This is a genomic window from Streptomyces silvisoli (assembly GCF_029269905.1).
Taxonomy (GTDB): domain Bacteria; phylum Actinomycetota; class Actinomycetes; order Streptomycetales; family Streptomycetaceae; genus Streptantibioticus_A; species Streptantibioticus_A silvisoli_A.
Genome location: NZ_JARJBC010000037.1, coordinates 1 through 16,670 on the forward strand (window position 1 = coordinate 1; position 16,670 = coordinate 16,670).

The following is a 16,670-nucleotide window of genomic DNA, read 5'->3' on the forward strand; positions in this document are numbered from 1 at the left end:
CCAACACCGTCTGCTCATCGGCAGACAGCAGCAACGGTTCCAACTTCGGCCCCCGACGTGGAACCGACGCACCAGCAGCAGAAGTCACACAACAACTAACGAACAACTACTGGCGCAGGACACTAGCGAGCGGCACGACCGAGGCGAGGCGCAAACTGGCCTTACTGCGGCGCTCGTTGACCAAGCAGGCCAACGGCGTGCCCGAAGCCGCTGACTCCCCGGAACCGGTCGCCGGGCTCGTGGAGGGATTGTCAACCGCGGCACCCGGCGCTGACAGGCCAGCCGACGCGTCCGCGTCCAGCGGCGCGCGGCAAGAGCGCGGAAGCGATGCCGGATATCAGGCTCACGCCTCCCACGTGGACCGGTCAGGTGCGGTCGCCGAAGCCGTGCGTGGCGGCCGTTGTGTGTTCGCGTTCTCCGGCAACGGGGCGCAGTGGCCCGGGATGGCGGCTGATCTGCTCACCAAGGTTGCGGTGTTCCGAGAGACGGTCGAGGAGGCCGACCGCGTGCTCGCTCCGTTGCTGGGCTGGTCGGTCCTCGACGAGATGCGGCGCATGCCGGAGGGAAACCAGCTGCGCTCGACAGCGGTGGCCCAGCCGATGTTGTTCGCGGTCCAGATCGGGATCGCGAAAGTGCTGCGCGCGCAGGGCGTGGAGCCGACAGCGGTCGTCGGCCACAGCGTGGGCGAAATCCCGGCAGCGTATGTGACCGGGGCGCTAACTCTCGAAGACGCGGCGCTGGTGGTGGCCACCCGTAGCCGTTTGCAAGCGCAGATGGCGGGTCAGGGACGGATGGCCTCCGTTACTCTGCCCCGAGAGGAAGCTGAGGAGGCGATCGCGCCCTTTTGCGGAGTTGAGATCGCGTGCGTCAACTCCGGCCGTGACGTCACGGTAGCGGGACCCGCGGATGCGGTGGAAGCGCTGGTGGAGGATCTGAGGGGCCGCCGGATCGTCTGTACCCTTCTGGATCTCGACTACGCCTTCCACAGTCGGGCGATGGACCCGGCCGAGGCACCCTTGAAGTCAGCTTTGAGCTCGCTAAGCCCGCGGCTGGCACGTATCCCCATGATCTCCTGTGTCACCGGCACGCCGATCGACGGGGCCGTGCTGGACGCCGACTACTGGTGGCTCAACATGCGCCAGGCGGTGCTCTTCGCCCCCGCGATCGAGCACCTGCTGGACAAGGGGTACGACGTCTTCGCCGATATCGGCCCGCACCCGATCCTGCGGCCGTACCTACGCCGAATCGCCGACGGCACGACCCGGCAGGTGGCCTTGGTGCCCACCGTCGTCCGCGGCGAGGACGGGCCAACCGCGATGTCTCATGCCACCGCCGCGCTGATCGCCTCCGGCGCCGAGGTTGACTGGCACGTCCACTTCCCAAAGCCCGGCCGGGTGGTCACACTTCCGGCCTATCCCTGGCAGCGCCGGCGGTACTGGAGCGGGGATGCGTCGGCGTGGACGGGGGGCCTGGGCAAAGGCGGCGGATACGACCATCCGCTTCTGGGCGACCGGATGCGTGAGGTCTGGCCGACCTGGAAGGGCGCGGTGGAGCCGGGCCAGGCACCCTGGTTGGGCGAACACCGCGTCGGCGGGGCGGTGATCCTGCCCGCTACCGGCTTCGTTGAGATGGCACTGGCTGCCGGACGGCGCGTGTTCAACGCCCCTGCGGAGGTTACACACCTGGAGCTGTACCGGGCGGTGGTTGTGCCGTGGAATGACCCCGGGCAGGTCCTGCTGCACGTGGCTTTCTCGCCCGAGGACGGGATCGTCAGTATCGGCGCCGGCGAAGGCGGTGACGGTCAGGTTCAGCAGCACGCCCGGGGCCTGGTGCGCCGACTGCTGCGGGCATGCCCATCCGTTGACCTGGCGGCGGTCGAGGCGCGCTGCGTCCGGCTGGTCGACGTCGCAACGCAGTATCGCGAACTGGCTGCCGCGGGGCTGGACTACGGTCCGGCGTTCCAGGTGCTGCGTGAACTACGCGTGGGCGACGGGGAAGTCATCGCCGCCTACCGTCATGTCGGCCCGACCGAAGGCTACGAGGCCCATCCAGCCCTGCTGGACGGCGCGATTCAGGCCGGTGTGCCGCTCCTCGCCGACCTGATGGCTGACGGTCGACGTGCCTATCTGCCCAGCGCGCTCGACGCCGTCCGTGTCTGGCGCACGCCACCGGCCGAGGGGCGGGTGCACGTGCGCGAACGCGCCCGTACCTCGACTGAGGTGTGCTGGGACATCATCGTCACCGATCCCGACGGCGCCGTGGTCGCCGAGTTGGAAGGGTGCCGACTGCGATGCTTCGACGGTATGCGCACCACCCCCCTGAGCATTCATGTCCCCGTCATGCGGGCCGCTCCTCACACCGGCCTGCCGTGTGAACCGTCCCCGCTGCCAAGACCGTCGGTTCTCGCCGAGGAGGAGCGGGAGCGCATCACAGCGCTGCTGCCCGACTGGCGGCGGCATCACTGGGACCGCGCACGACGCGCCCTTTTCGAGATCACTGCGTACGCCAGTGCCGCGGCCTTCGCTGGTCTGCTGCCCGATCCGGCACAGCCGTTCACCATCGAGGACCTCATCGAATGCGGGGTGCTGGTGCGCCACCGCCGTGCAGTGGAGCTGTTCGCGTCCATACAGGAAGAGCACGGGCTGCTGCGGCGTCAGGACGACGGCAGGTGGCAACTGACGCGTACTGACCTGGGTGTCGAGGATCTCGTGCACCGTCTGGTACGCGATCTGCCCTCCTACTGCACCGAGACCGCACTGTATGCCTTCAACGCCCCGCACCTCGGGGAGATCTGGCGCGGCACGCTGGATCCTCTCGAAGCGCTGGTCTGCGACGGCGGCATGGAGCGGTTCGAACACTTCTTCAGCACAGCCCCTGTTATGCACCACCTCAATCGCACCGTGCAGGCCCTCGTTGGTGCCATGGTGGCGCGCTGGCCGGCAGACAGACCGCTGCGCGTCCTCGAGGTGGGGGCGGGCACCGGCGGCACCACACGGGCGCTGCTGCCACTGCTGCCGCCGGAACGCACCCGCTACCTGTTCACCGACGTCTCACCGCTCTTCTTGAGTCGCAGCGAAGAGCGGTTCGCCGACTGGGACTTCCTTGAACAGCGCACCCTCGACCTGGACCGCGATCTGGTCGAGCAGGGCTTCACCGACAGCGGGTTCGATCTCGTCATCGCGTCCAACGCCCTGCACACCTCCCGTGACCTGACTGGCGCGCTGGCGAGAGTGCGCCGTCTTCTGGCCCCCGGCGGCCACCTCCTGGCTGTCGAAACCCACAACGCCCGCGTGCTGGCACCCCAGTTCGGCATGATGGAGGCGTTCTGGAGCTTCACCGACCACGAACTGCGACCCGACGGCATCTTGCTCCCCGCCGACAGTTGGCCGCCACTGCTGCGCCAGGTCGGGTACACCGATGTGGTCCAGAACGCGCATGAAGCCACCTGCGGTGACTTCTCCGTGCTTCTCGCCGCGGCGCCCGGCGGTGCCGCCAGCCCTGTCGCGCTGCCCGCGGCCTCGCCGGACGGCAGATGGATCGTGGCCGCCGACCCGACTGCCGCAGAAGGGTCGGCCCCAACGCTCTGCGAAGCTCTGGTCGAAAGCCTGCGAACCACCGGCGCACCCGTACGGCACCTGCCAGCCCCGACTGATGTCGACCGCTGGCAGGACCTGCTGGAAGCCGAGAGCGCCCCAACAGTCACTGTCGCCTTCGTCCTTGCCGGAGAGACCCGCTGCGATGCCGCCACGGAACTGCGCACAGCGACCCACCGCGCCGCCGTGCTACGTGCCTTCGCCGCCGCCTGCGAGCGCTTGCCCGCGGTACAGCGGATCGTGCTGTGGCTGATCACCCGCCCTACCGGTGCCCTGCCTGCACCTGAGCTGCCCATCTCCTCAGTGGATGCCACCAGTTGGGGACTGGCCCGCACCCTTGCCAACGAACACCCTCGCATCACCGTGCGCCGCCTGTCCCTCGACGCCGGCGATGACCCGGTCGCTGCCGGCCGACGTGCCACCAGAGAACTGCTCACCCGCGGTGACGAAGACGAGATCGCCCTCACACGCGGCGGCCGGTTCGTCCCCCGGATCACCGACCGGACCATCACCCCACAGGGCACCACCGGGCCGGCCGACGTGCCTGCCTTCACCCTCAACGTGCACAGTCCCGGCCTGGCCTACCGGCTCGCCTGGACCGAGACCGAGCGCCCCGCACCCGGACCGGGGGAAGTCGTCATCACCGTCCGCGCCGCTGCCCTCAACTACCGCGACCTGATGCAGACCCTCGGAGTCCTGCCCGCTGATGCTGACGCCGGGTTCGAAACCCAGGTCGGCCCCGGCATGGAGTGCGCCGGAGTCGTCGAAGCCGTCGGGGAAGGCGTCTGCGGGATAGCCATCGGCGATCGTGTCGCCGCCTTGGCCCCCGGGGCGCTCGCCTCCCACGTGTGCACCACCGCCGACGCGGTGATGCGGGTACCCGACGACATGACGTGGGCCGAAGCGGCCACGATGCCCGTTGTCTTCCTCACCGTCCACTACAGCCTGGGCCACCTGGCCCGGCTGGCGCCCGGCGAAACCGTACTGATCCACGCAGGCGCCGGCGGCGTGGGGCTCGCGGCCCTGCAGTACGCGCGGCACGTAGGTGCCCGCGTCATCGCGACCGCCGGGGACCCCGTCAAACGGGCCCTGTTGCATAACCTCGGCGTCGAACACGTCCTGGACTCCCGCACGTTGGACTTCGCCGAACAGGTTCGGCAGATCACCGGCGGCCGTGGCGTGGAGGTGGTGGTCAACTCCCTGGCAGGGGAGGCGATTTCCCGGGGCCTGGAGACCCTCGCCTTCGGTGGACGCTTCATCGAACTCGGCAAACGCGACATCTACGAGAACAAACCACTGCTGCTGCGGCCGTTCGCCAAGAACATCGCCTTCTTCGGTGTCGACCTCACAGCCCTCCTGCATGACCCCGACCGGGCCAGAGAACAGTTCCGGCAGATCGGTGAAGCGATCCGGACGGGCCGCTACCGCCCACTACTGCACACCGTCCACCCGGCCGCCCGCATCGCCGACGCCTTCCGACTGATGCAGCACTCCCGGCACATCGGCAAGATCGTCATCACCTTCGACCCTCTCGACGAACCCCCGGCGATCGAGCGCCACCGCCCCGTCTCCCCTCTGAGCACCGAAGCAACCTACCTGGTCACCGGCGGGCTGAGCGGCTTCGGCGCGGCCACCGCCCGCTGGCTCGCCGATCGCGGGGCCCGCCACTTGGCCCTCGTCAGCCGACGCGGCGACCAGTCCCCCGAAGCCCCCGCCCTCCTCGCCGACCTAGCCGGACGCGGCGTACACGCCCACGCCTACACCGCGGACATCACCGACCCCGAGGCCCTGCACCACGTCGCCCGCGCCATCGACGCCAGCGGGCATCCACTGCGCGGCATCGCACACTGCGCCATGCACCTGGACGACGCACCCTTGACAGAACTGACCGACGACCGGTTCCGCGCCGTACTCGCCCCCAAACTCACCGGCGCCCACACTCTCAACGCCCTCACCGCCGACCGGCCGATCGACCTGTTCCTCTCCTACTCCTCGGTCGCCGCCACCATCGGTCACATCACCCAAGCCCCTTACGCGGCCGGCAACCTCTACCTCGAAGCGCTCACCCGACACCGCCGCCACGAAGGACACCACGCCAACGTGATCTCCTGGGGAGCCATCGGTGAGACCGGATACGTCGCCCGCAACAACCTCACCCGCACCATGGCGCAAGCCGGCATCGAACCCCTCACCCCCGCCGAGGCGTTCCGCACCCTGCAAGACACCCTGGTCACGGGCGAGGCGTCCGTCGCCATCGGCCGCTACAACTGGATTCCGCTAACCAGGCTCCTGCCCACTCTCCAAGCCCCCCGAATAGCGTTGTTGCTGCCGTCGCACATCGATGCCACCGCACATACCCACGAGGAGTTCCTGGCCCTACTCGCCGAGTTGAGCCCCGCGCAGGCCCACCAGTTCATCGCCGACTCCATGGCCGAACTCCTCGCCGCCGTACTGCACACCACAGCCGACCGCATCGACCACCACCGCCGCCTGGACGAATACGGCCTCGACTCCCTTATGGGAACCGAACTGCTGGTCACCGTCCGCCAGCAGTACGACATCGACATCCCCCCAATGGAACTCCTGCGCAGTAACGGCACCATCGCCGACTTCGCCCGCATCATCCACACCCGCCTCGGCCTGGCGACCGCCCCTACCGACACCCCGAGGCACCTGCCAGGGCCACGCACCCGGCACGACCCCACCACACCACAAGCCTGCCCGTAGTAGAGCCCGATCAGAACCGGTGCCCCAGCAGAGCCCTACGGTGCGCGCAGCGGGATGAGACGGCCGCGCCGCCGCGGGTCGTACTCCACCCGTGGGTGGAGAATCCCGATTCAACCCCCGGGTGGAGGTGCCCCGCTGCGTCGCCGGAGCAGACTTGAGCCATGGGCTCCCTGCACTCCACGCTCGTCGCTCTGATCGGCATCTGCGTCGTGATCTTCGTTGCGGCGTGGATCATCGGCGCCGTCTACTTCGGTTTGAAGAACCCGGCCGGCCCAGGTGGCTGGGTGCGCAACCTGCGGCGCACGCTGCCACGTCGGGCCCTGCTGATCATCAGCGCCTACGTATTCTCGTTGCTCATCAGACACTCCCCGCATTCCTTCTGGCGCCACCTGCAGTACTGGCAGCCCGAGCTGGCGATCCCGGGCGCCCTGATCGCCATCGCCTCCACCGCTCTCCTGCTATGGGCCCGGTGGGTCCTGGGCACCATGTGGGCCAGCATTCCCATGGTCCAAGAGCACCACGAACTGCGCACCGACGGCCCCTACCGGCTAGTCCGCCACCCGATATACACCGGCCTCCTCGGCCTGGTCATCGGCGCCATGCTGGCCTGCGGCTTCGGCATCTGGATCGTCATCCTCGCAGCCACAGTCCCCTGGCTGCTGCGCCGAGTCCGGATCGAGGACGCCATGATGGTCAGCCAATTCGGCGCCTCCTACGAAGCTTACCGAGCCCACGTCCCAGCGCTGATCCCGCGGCCCCACCGCGCCCCGACCTCTCGATCGACACCGGCATGACCTGATGGGCCGTCAAAGTCACCACCGCAGACATCGACAACCGATGCCAGCAGCAGACACCAAGCCACTCCGACCAAACTCGCCACGCTCAACTGGCCACCCGGCGGCGCCACTACGCCATCAGCGGATCTATCCGCACGGCCACCCAAAACGGGCCAAACTCACCACCGCCAAGCTCCAGCAGGCTGGCCGGACTGTCATAGCGAGTCACCCTGGGCACCGCGTGCGCTATCGGCTTGGCCTTCATCACTGTTCTTGGTGATCGCGATTCGGTGAGCGATGAGCTCTTCGACGAGGCGTTCCGGCTTGTCGGGGTGATGACGGGCTTGACGTACCGACCGAGGTCGACGATGAAGGCGACGCTCTTGTTCGGTCGGCCCGCGTCAAGGTTGAAGTAGCGCACGAAGTCTCCGAAACCCCAATACCCCAGCGCCCGTTGAGGATGGAGAGCGGAATCTGGCGCAGGCCCCGGATCTGCGCGTAGGGGATGCGTTCGGCAGAACCGAGCGGGAAGTAGTACCGACGAATGGTGAGCTCGCGCTCGGTGCACACCACCAGGCCGTCGTCATACATGCTGCGCATGGTAGGCGGTCGGCAATGCGCACCGAGCCCCTGAATCGGGCCCACGGAACGCCCTGTGGCCGGTGCGCACCGATAGCCGCGCCGCCGCCACACCTGTGCCCCTCCAGTGCGGTCGATATGCACCGGCCGCCGGTGCGGGCGCCGAGGGCCGGTGCGCATCATCCGGTGCGCTGCATTTCCCCTGGTCCGCGGCCTCGGTCAAGAGGGTTTGCGGGGCCGTACGCGCGGGTGCATGAACCGCATCGCCCGCGCGGACGCGGTTCAACCTCGGGCGGTGCGGCGCATCTTCGGTGGGACCAACCGCTCCGGCTGCTAATGCAATTTGTCGTGGATCTGTAACAGCGCCCGGCGAGTTGCAACCGGCCCGGGCGGCGAGCTCGTGTGGGTGATCAGCGAGGCGCACTGGGCGCCTTCGCGAAGGGGTGGGTCTCACCATGGGGGGAGATCCACGGGAGGGAAGTCCATGACCAGGACGAAGAAGACCGGGATGAAGGCGCGGGGCGGCCGTGTGGCCGTGATCGGTGCGCTGGGTCTGGCCACGGTGACTCTGGCCGCCGCGCCGGCGTTCGCCAAGGGCGGTGTGGACATCACGGCGCCGCACACGGCGCACGTCGGCAAGACCATCACGGTCACGGCGCACGGCACCGACGACAGCGCCGGCTACCTGCACCAGCTATGCCTGGAGGAGAACGGCTTCGGCGAGGGTTGGCACCAGGAGAACTGCAGTGCCCCGGCCAAGGGCGACGCGCGTGTCAGCACACACGGCACGTCCGCGCGTCGCGGCGACCTGAAATTCCGTGCGGTGCTCTACGGCCTGACCAGCAAGCACGACCACCACCCCGTGCGTCTCCACACCTCCGAAGTGGTGACGGTGCACGTCCGCTGACCTGCGCGGAACTGATTTCGCAAGCAGGCACTAAAGGCCGAAGAACCAATGACACGCCGCGCGTTCGCATCTCCAGCCAGGAGGCGACGCGCGGCCGTCGGCGAGGGCCCGGCCGGTTGGGGGCTCGCCCACGGCCATACGCATAGCGGTGGAGGGCCGTTTCCCAAGTTTGGGAAACGGCCCTCCACCCGCTTGTTCGCCCTACTTCGTAAGCCCGGGGTACGCCTGGCAGCGCTGCGACTGTCGCCGTTCCCCGCAGCACGCAGCATCGCAGTCACGGGGGGCTCTGGCCTTCCGCGCGCCGTCCACGTTTAAGGACGGCAGCGTGGATTGCTCCCAACAGGTTCGGCGGGAGTGGCACGGGGCTGCCGGTGAGGGTGTACCACTCGTCGGCTGCCGGCGACCCAGCACCGCGAACGGCGCAACCAAGGTCCCGCGGTCGGACTACCGATAGTTGGCCGGTCGCGGCCCAGAGCTCTCGATCTGGTGGGATTCGTCACCTGAAGTGCTGAGGCTACGTGATCAAGAAGTGAGTTGTTGTGCTGCCCCGAAAGGCAGCAATCGGGTTTCACTGTCAGGACAGGCATCGAGCCCAAGTAGTAGCGCTCTGACGAATGGTTGCCGCACGCTAGACACCATGAGCGCAGTCGTCGTTTTCCCTGTCCAACCCGGGGACCCGCCATTCCGCGTCGTGCAGATCCGCAGGGACCGCGTCGGCATCGCTCACGACCTGTTCGACGTGCTGCGCCTCGCACACCAGGCAGGACTGGAACACGTCGACCTGGACGACCCGGAGGACGTGCGCTGGCTAGGAGGCGACAAGTTCCACTGGACCCCGTGAGCCCCACGTTCGACTGGCACACTCGGCGTCGGCCGGACGAGAGAGCACTGTCTGCGCCGGGACCCCAGCAGCACGGTCTCACCCTCGGCGTACTGGTACTTCCAACCGGATTCATCGACGAGGTCGAGGAGTGCCTGCCGGTCCTGCACCGAGGCATCCGGGACACGCGCGTCGGGCAGCGTACCCATCAGGTCAGGATCGAAGGAGTTCCAGGAGGGCGAGAAGGCGATGGCCAAAGGCAAGTTCAAACGTACGCGTCTCTGCACCTCAGCGGCCCCTGGCGAGATTTTCGCAGCCGGAGATCATCCTCACATAGTGGTTCGGCCGGTCCGCGTAGCGGTGGTGTTGGTGGCGATCTATAGGCTCCCCGGCCACGGGACAGGCAAGTTGCCCTGCTGAGGAGCAGGGACGCGACGGTTTGTTGAGAACCGCTCCGTACTCGGGTTCAGTCCCCATCATCGCCTGAAGTGCCGACCCGCGCGCCGAGGCATCGACCAACTCGTCAAAACTGGTGCGCGGTTGCCGCACCGCCTGGCCGGCCGCCCGGAAGGGCCGCCACCAAGTGAGCGCCGACCGCTCGAACACCCTGAAGACCACTGTGGCCCGACCGTACGTCCGAACTCGCCCGGCTCCAGCGCCGCAACGCCCCTAGCCGCAGGTCCTCCTGCGCCGCAGGCGCCAGCCGACGCATGTCCCCCCTCTCGGCACTCACACCCGACCAATAAGCAGGAGACCCACCAGTCTGGCTCAATTTTGGGGACCACCGATTTGGCCAGGACTCAACGCAATCTGCAGTTCGATGACGTCCTAAGAGGGCCCTTCCAAGCTGGTCCTTGCAGGTCGTAGGCGGGGCCATTCCAGAGCATCGTTCAATCGGAAACCAACCGGGGATCAGTTCCAGCCGTCGCGGTGGCCCAAATAATCCCACAGCCAGCCTGCAGCCAGGCAGCGGGCGAGAAATCGCAGGGTCGAGCTGAATAGGTCGATCACCAGAAGGGTAGGCAAGCACAGGAAGATCCTGGTGCACCCAGTGGATGACGCGAGGAGGCTCCAGGCAATGGGCGGCGAAAGTGCCGTTCCGCACCAGCTGTCTTGGCGAAATATGACTGGCCTTAGTGCGCGTATTGGTAGCCGGTAGTTGCCCTAGCTACGTAGCGACGTCTGGTGAGGACGTTCGACGACGAAAACCTCATCACCATTGGGGGGGATGGGTTGCTTTGCATGGGCCGCTTTGCTTTACCCGAGCGAGTAGGACCGAAGAGTCTCGCCCAAGACGGTCCAGACCGAGGAACCGAAATACCATAAGGCGGTCATGGAGGCTCGGCGAGGCTTGCGACGCCGATAAGGAACATTTCAACCTGACCGAAAAAGTCAAGCCGTTCACGGGGCCTTCGAAGGGGAAGGCTTAAACACCGCGAGAAAAATCACCCCTATTTACAAGGTGTGATTTTGCGTCCGCGAGAGGATCCGGAGGGAAGTTCATGTCCTTTAAGAACATCTTCGATAGCGGCGGAAGTGAAGCCAAGTCCGCCGAGGAGTCCGCTCAAAAGGTATATGAAAACGTTCCGGGCGCCTGGCCCGAACGGGAAGGGGTTGATCCGGAGCTCTACGACGGCATTCCTGAAGCTGCACGCGACCCGAAGATCATGCGCGAGACGTCGCCTGAGGCGCTCGATATCATGAACAACTTCATCACTCCCCTCTTCAAGAGCACCCAGACAGTAGCCGCCAAGCAGCGGGAAGCCAGTGAAAACCCCGAATCTACATCCGGTATGGCATCTTCGGCCAAGGATGAGGCATTCAAAAAGGTGGAGGTCGAGATTAGGGACGAAGACCGACCAAAGATCAGCGACGGAGAGCTAGAAGAGTTGAAGAAGGATAACTACAAATCGGCCAAAAGCGTCACAAGGACTGACGATGGGTCGGTCAAGTGGTGAGAGCCGGTTAGGAAGCCACCTTGAGGGCCGGACGGCTGTTCAAAGTTCCGGTTTCATGATCCGGCCCTTGAGCAGCCGCAACGGCCCTACTCGGTGGCCTGACGGCTTCTCATTCGATCACGCCAGGCCGGGAACAGCTCATAAGTAACACTGACAAATCGTTGAGTTCTGCTACACAAGGAGGCTGAGGGGCATGGGCGGCGCCACCAATAACAACGTGAGTACGGCCTATCTTGGCGAACGTTTTGTGCGCCACCCGCTGACAGGGCGAAACCTTAAGGAGCTCAAAATTGCCGACAAGGCCTCTGCCATCCTGGAGCGGGACAAGGACAAACTGAAGAGGAAGGCCGAGAAGAAATCAGCAGATGGCACGGACCGGTATATCGCTCCCACCGGGTTTTCCCTGAACAAGGGGCGATTCGGCGACTTTCCTGATGGGGAGGATGCGGCACACGAGCGCGGGTGGCGCGCCTACATGACAGTGGGTGTACCGCTGGTCGAAGAACGCAGCGACATTGCACAGCCCCCGCCTGACGTGATCTCCAAGCAAACGTACGTCAACCGAACCGACCCCACTCCCACCAAGTGGTCGCACACGGTCGAATTCTCGATTTCGAACACAATCAGCTGGTCGCTCCAGGGACAGGTACAGCTCACTTTCGGGGCAAAAACCACCGCATCACTCCAGCAGCAACTGCAGAAGAGCATGGCGGTGAACCAATCCGAGAAGATGACCCTGAAGAACAGCAAAGACAATCAGGGTGTTGACGCAGAGTCTCAGTCACAAACGACAAGTACGACGACAGCCACGAGTACCGCCACGGGTACCGGGGAATTATCGGCACAGCTGATGCTTGGGATCACTGCTTCCGTCAGTGGTTCGTTGACCACTTCGTTCAAAACATCGTCCACGCTGAGCGGGGATGTTGGCAGCCGGGTAGATGTCTTGGCCACGCAGCGACGTCAGGTGAGGAGGTTCGACTACGAATTCCCTATCTCATTTGGCGGGTGGGTCGCTTTGTACTACCCCGAGCCAGTAGAGGTTAAGGAGACCCGCCCGGACGGCCCACAAGCCCAGGAGCCGAAATACTCCAAGGTGATTGCCTGGAAACTCGGTGAGACTGGTACGGCTACGGAGACCTTCGACTTGACCGATGAAGGCAAGCCGTTTATGCAAAAAGGGGAAGCCGAGGTCGTCTCTACCCTCGCCGGCGTGCACGAGGTCTTCGAGCTTGAAAAACTCAACTTCGACAAGAAGGATCACCCTCTTTACAAGGGTGGTGGCGAAGAGCAACAGAGCTCAAGAGAGGCTCCCGTAGAGCTCGCCACCGGGTTTGGGACTGCCGATGGCCTCGCGCTGGACCTGGTGAACCAAAAGGCGTACGTCACCGACCGGTACAACGGCGGCAAGCTGTACAAGGTGGACCTCACCAGCGGCGGCACGGACTGGGTCTTGGAGAAGCTGGGCCAAGTCAACGATGTGACGCTGGACCTGCCGGGCAACAAAGCCTACGTCGCCGACTACAGCGGCAGGCGTCTGTTCACGGTGAGCCTGTCCGACCGCTCCGCCTCCCCGGTCACGGTCGCCGAGGGCATGTACGCGTACGGCGTCGCGCTGGACCTGCCGGGCAAAAAGGCCTATGTCACCGACGTCGAAAGCGGGAAGCTGATCGAGTTCGACCTGAGCAGCGAACCGGCGGAGAAGCGGCGCACCTGGGACGTGCCCAGGGCCGCCGGAGTAGCGCTGAAGGGGGGCAAGGCGTACGTCGGCGAGTACGACCGCAGCGGGCTGTACGAGGTCGACCTGAAGGCAGATGGCGGCACTCCGCAGCTCGTGGCCACCAATCTCGGGAATAGCGTTCGCGTAGCGCTGGATGGCGCGGTCAACGCATACGTCTCCGACTCGGGCGGCGGCAAGCTGCGTGAGGTCGTCGTGGCTGACGGCGAGGCTAAGGGACGTCAGCGGGTGGTGGCCGACGGTCTCGGCACGGTCTGCGGCGTCGCGCTGGACCGCGACAAGGGCTGGATCTACGTCAGCAACCGGCAGGGCAAGCTGTTGCGGATCTCCGGCGCGCTGCCCGACGCCTCGGCAAAGTCGTAGCGTAGGGCGTTTTTGCGCGTGGGCGGGCATGGATGCCTTGATCGTGTGGGTTCCCGAGGCTCACGTGATCGAAGGTTGCTCATGCCCGCCTGTGCCATATCGTCGGAGGGCGACCCGGTCGGCATTCCCGTCGGCTACAGCGTGAAGGTCTCCGCGGGCTCCAAGCTCGAGGAGGCCACCAAGGGCCCGTAAGGACGTTCGGCCCCGGGGCTGGCTGCCGCTAAGACATCGTTTCTTTTGGGCGTCGTTCGTTGAATCGTGCATGACGGATCTGGTTGAGCGACTCGTGCCGGACGAGTCATTGGTGCTGTTCCGGCGGGGGTGGTGCCGCCGACGGAGGTGAGGCGTCCGCAGGGCGGGGGCCGACGTCGGGCAGGTGATCGCGTAACGCTCGCTGCGATCATCTTCGTGGCCACATCGGGGTGTACCTGGCGGCAGTTGCCGCCGGTGTTCGGACCGGCGTGGCCCATGGTCTCCCGGCGCTTTGCCCAGTGGAGCCAGGACAGGGTCTGGGCCAGACTCCACCGCGTCATCCTGGACGAGCTCGGCAGCCGTGGCGAGTTGGACTGGTCGCGGTGCGCGATCGACTCGGTCAGTGTCCGGGCCGCAAAAGGGGGCCACTGACCGGACCGAATCCGACCGACCGTGGCAAGTTGGGATCGAAGATCCACCCCATCACGGACCAGAACGGACTGCCCCTGTCACTGGGGATCTCCGGCGCCAACATGCACGACAGTCTCGGCCTCAAGCCGCTCGTGCGCGGGATCCCGCCCATCCGCTCACGCCGCGGGCCCCCCCGCCGACGGCCCGCAAAGCTTCATGCCGACAAGGGCTATGACTACGACCACCTGCGCAAATGGCTCCGTGAACGAGGCATTCGGCACCGTATCGCCCGCAAGGGCATCGAGTCGTCCACGCGGCTCGGCCGTCACCACTGGGTGGTCGAGAGGACCGTGTCATGGCTGGTCGGCTGCCGACGCCTGCACCGCCGGTACGAGCGAGAGTCGGAGTACTTCCTCGCCTTCGTCGGTATAGCAGCAGCCCTCATCTGCCACCGTCGACTCACCAAATGAAACAGTGTCTTAGACCGGTCCACTTCTCAATAAGCCGCCTCTGTCGATCCTTCCGGGACGGCCCTGCGCCCTCACCTGTTACGCCGGCCGGTGAGTGATCGGGCACACCTGCGGCTTCAGCGCAGGCGACACAAGTGATGACATCTGCTGTCATCACTTGCACTCGACGACGTCAAGTGTCATGGCGGCTCCCCGACCGGCAGGCTGCGGAGCTCAGAAGCGCGCAGCGGCAACCGTCAGAGGAAACCTCGGATCCCGCGCCCAACCGCGTCGGATCACCGCCGTCCCGACGCGGCTCGGCTCCAACCGCCAGCAGCCGATCCCCCGAACTGTCCGATCGTGCCCGCGTTCAGTAACGCCGAACCGGTCGCGCTGCCGGTCCTGTTCGCGCTCACCGGCGCCGCGGCCGGCGAACGGGAGGCCCTCGTCGGCATCTTGGACACCGCACCCCACGTCGTCGCCGCACTCCGGGGCAGACCGTCCGACGGCGGAGCCGGAGTTGGTGCGGCTGCCCCCTGCACAACGGAACCGCGCTCCGTATAGTATGCGGAGCAGCGCTCCGCTTTCTGTTCGTGCGCCGAACCGTCCTGCGCTTCCACTTTGGCGCTCCGTCAGGGAACGGCACCGCTCGCAGAAGCGACCCCGCGCCGACCGCCACCGACGGTGACTCGACGATCTCGATCACCAGCGGCGTCACCGCCACCCGAAAGGATGAAGGGATTCCCCCGGCTCTGCCACCGTCTGGCCGTTTCCGGAACCCGGAGACACCGGCGACAGTCCGGAGGCCGACAGCGATCAGCCACGGTCAGCAGCGATCAGCCGCACGAACCAGCCCAGGCAGCCGGCCGACCGCCCGGCGGAGAAGCCCCGTTGAGAGGCCTGGCTGGCTCGAGCAGCGGTGACTGCGGGACAAGCGGGACCCTCCCGCCGGTGCCTGCGCCCGGCTTGACCGGCTCGGTCGCGCCAACGCCTGGCGCGTCCTCGGCGAACAGGATTTGCCGCTTGTCGGCAGTGACCTGATCGGAGTGCTCACCTCCCGACGACGCACACACGCAGGGAGGGGCGACCGGCCCCTCCCCCGATCCCACCACCACGGGCAAGACAACAGAGAGAGGACATCACCGACATGGCCAACGACCAGGAACTGCCGAGCAACTGGGGCCGATGGGGCGCGGACGACGAACTGGGCACGCTCAACCTGATCACCGAGGAGGCCCGGGCCAGGGGTGCCGCACAGGCCCGTACCGGACGAACGGTGTCGCTGGCCCGGCCGATCCGGCCGACGCCGTTCGTCAGCGGGCCCTTCGCGCCCCTCGCCCGCGACAGCTCGCCGGTCCAGCAGATCATGCAGTACGCCGGGGACGTGCCCGCGACCGTGGACATGATCCTGGTGACCAACCATCACGTGAGCTCGACCCACATCGACGCCCTGGGGCACCAGGTTCTGGACGGCAAGGTCTACCCGGGACATCCCCTCGCCGAGAGCGTGACACCGGCCGGCGTACGGCACGGTTCCACCGCGGCGTTCGCCGCCGGCATCTCCACCCGGGGCGTCCTGCTCGACCTGGCGTTCGACGGCCCGCTGCCCGCGGCGCACCCGATCACCCCGGAGGACTTCGAGGCGGCCGAGGCCCGCCAGGGCGTACGGCTGGAATCCGGGGACGCCCTGGTGCTGCGCGGCGGATGGGCCGGTGTCGTCGACTTCGAGAAACCGCTGCCGGGCGTCACGCTGGATGCGGTGCGGTGGATGCACCAGCGCGGCATATCCCTGTACGCCGGCGACCTCGGCGACGCCTACCCACCCCTGGAAACGGCCGTGCCCGCACCGCTGCACCGCGTCGCTCTGCCACTGCTGGGCATGCCCCTGATCGACGTGGCGGAGGTGGAGGAACTGGCCGCCGTATGCACGGAGTTGAACCGCTACGCCTTCCTGTTCGTGGTGGCACCCCCACGCATCCACGGACTGACCGGCGTCCCGGTCAACCCGCTGGCCGTCTTCTGACGGACACCACTGCGGCGCCTCCTGGGGCCAGTGCCCGGCGGCCGGCCGGAATAGCCGCGCCTGCAGTTGCGGTGGCCCCTGGATCCGGGCATGCGACCGAATCCAGGGGCCCGCACTCGCGTCCCTTGTCTCGT

At 66.5% G+C, this 16,670-nt stretch carries 8 protein-coding genes and 4 pseudogenes; 10 read left to right on the forward strand and 2 right to left on the reverse strand.

The annotated features are described in order from the left end of the window. The first annotated feature begins 356 nt into the window (after positions 1 to 356). Both P3G67_RS34030 and P3G67_RS34035 read left to right on the forward strand, forming a co-directional pair. Complete coding sequence (locus P3G67_RS34030; protein ID WP_276096953.1) at positions 357 to 6,320, forward strand: SDR family NAD(P)-dependent oxidoreductase; 5,964 nt, start codon at positions 357 to 359, stop codon at positions 6,318 to 6,320. Positions 6,321 to 6,481: 161 nt separating this feature from the next. Continuing rightward, on the forward strand, positions 6,482 to 7,114 hold the full coding sequence (locus P3G67_RS34035) for a methyltransferase family protein (RefSeq protein WP_276096954.1): 633 nt from the start codon (positions 6,482 to 6,484) through the stop codon (positions 7,112 to 7,114). A 112-nt stretch (positions 7,115 to 7,226) separates the two neighbouring features. On the opposite strand, the gene P3G67_RS34040 is transcribed toward P3G67_RS34035, so the two are convergent. After that, positions 7,227 to 7,517 (reverse strand): hypothetical protein, encoded by a 291-nt coding sequence (locus tag P3G67_RS34040; RefSeq protein WP_276096955.1) that lies wholly within the window; start codon positions 7,515 to 7,517, stop codon positions 7,227 to 7,229. A gap of 642 nt (positions 7,518 to 8,159) precedes the next feature. On the opposite strand from P3G67_RS34040, the gene P3G67_RS34045 reads away from it, so the two are divergent. Beyond that, the gene (locus tag P3G67_RS34045) at positions 8,160 to 8,582 is read left to right on the forward strand and encodes a hypothetical protein (protein ID WP_276096956.1); all 423 of its coding nucleotides are present in this window, start codon (positions 8,160 to 8,162) and stop codon (positions 8,580 to 8,582) included. 637 nt (positions 8,583 to 9,219) lie between these two features. Then, a complete protein-coding gene (locus P3G67_RS34050) occupies positions 9,220 to 9,423 on the forward strand; it encodes a hypothetical protein (RefSeq protein ID WP_276096957.1) in 204 nt (67 codons plus the stop codon). Positions 9,424 to 9,426: 3 nt separating this feature from the next. Here the strand turns inward: P3G67_RS34050 and P3G67_RS36245 are convergent. Continuing rightward, a pseudogene (locus tag P3G67_RS36245) lies at positions 9,427 to 9,611 on the reverse strand (hypothetical protein); the annotation flags it as partial. Positions 9,612 to 10,904: 1,293 nt separating this feature from the next. On the opposite strand from P3G67_RS36245, the gene P3G67_RS34055 reads away from it, so the two are divergent. From P3G67_RS34055 to P3G67_RS34080, 6 genes and pseudogenes are all read left to right on the forward strand, one after another. Then, a complete protein-coding gene (locus tag P3G67_RS34055; RefSeq protein WP_276096958.1) occupies positions 10,905 to 11,360 on the forward strand; it encodes a hypothetical protein in 456 nt (151 codons plus the stop codon). 193 nt (positions 11,361 to 11,553) lie between these two features. Continuing rightward, the gene (locus tag P3G67_RS34060; RefSeq protein ID WP_276096959.1) at positions 11,554 to 13,461 is read left to right on the forward strand and encodes a YncE family protein; all 1,908 of its coding nucleotides are present in this window, start codon (positions 11,554 to 11,556) and stop codon (positions 13,459 to 13,461) included. A 108-nt stretch (positions 13,462 to 13,569) separates the two neighbouring features. Beyond that, positions 13,570 to 13,653, forward strand: a pseudogene (locus tag P3G67_RS34065) (HU family DNA-binding protein); the annotation flags it as partial. Positions 13,654 to 13,723: 70 nt separating this feature from the next. Beyond that, positions 13,724 to 14,534, forward strand: a pseudogene (locus tag P3G67_RS34070) (IS5 family transposase). Positions 14,535 to 14,906: 372 nt separating this feature from the next. After that, positions 14,907 to 15,016, forward strand: a pseudogene (locus tag P3G67_RS36400) (IS982 family transposase); the annotation flags it as partial. 644 nt (positions 15,017 to 15,660) lie between these two features. Beyond that, positions 15,661 to 16,536: a cyclase family protein gene (locus P3G67_RS34080; protein WP_276096961.1), complete on the forward strand. Its 876-nt coding sequence runs from the start codon at positions 15,661 to 15,663 to the stop codon at positions 16,534 to 16,536. Positions 16,537 to 16,670 lie beyond the last annotated feature (134 nt).

Excerpts from the sequence above, each read along its gene's own strand:
- P3G67_RS34035 (WP_276096954.1), top strand. The coding sequence starts at position 6,482 with ATGGGCTCCCTGCACTCCACGCTCGTCGCTCTGATCGGCATCTGCGTC.
- P3G67_RS34045 (WP_276096956.1), top strand. The coding sequence starts at position 8,160 with ATGACCAGGACGAAGAAGACCGGGATGAAGGCGCGGGGCGGCCGTGTG.
- P3G67_RS34050 (WP_276096957.1), top strand. The coding sequence starts at position 9,220 with ATGAGCGCAGTCGTCGTTTTCCCTGTCCAACCCGGGGACCCGCCATTC.
- P3G67_RS34055 (WP_276096958.1), top strand. The coding sequence starts at position 10,905 with ATGTCCTTTAAGAACATCTTCGATAGCGGCGGAAGTGAAGCCAAGTCC.
- P3G67_RS34060 (WP_276096959.1), top strand. The coding sequence starts at position 11,554 with ATGGGCGGCGCCACCAATAACAACGTGAGTACGGCCTATCTTGGCGAA.
- P3G67_RS34080 (WP_276096961.1), top strand. The coding sequence starts at position 15,661 with ATGGCCAACGACCAGGAACTGCCGAGCAACTGGGGCCGATGGGGCGCG.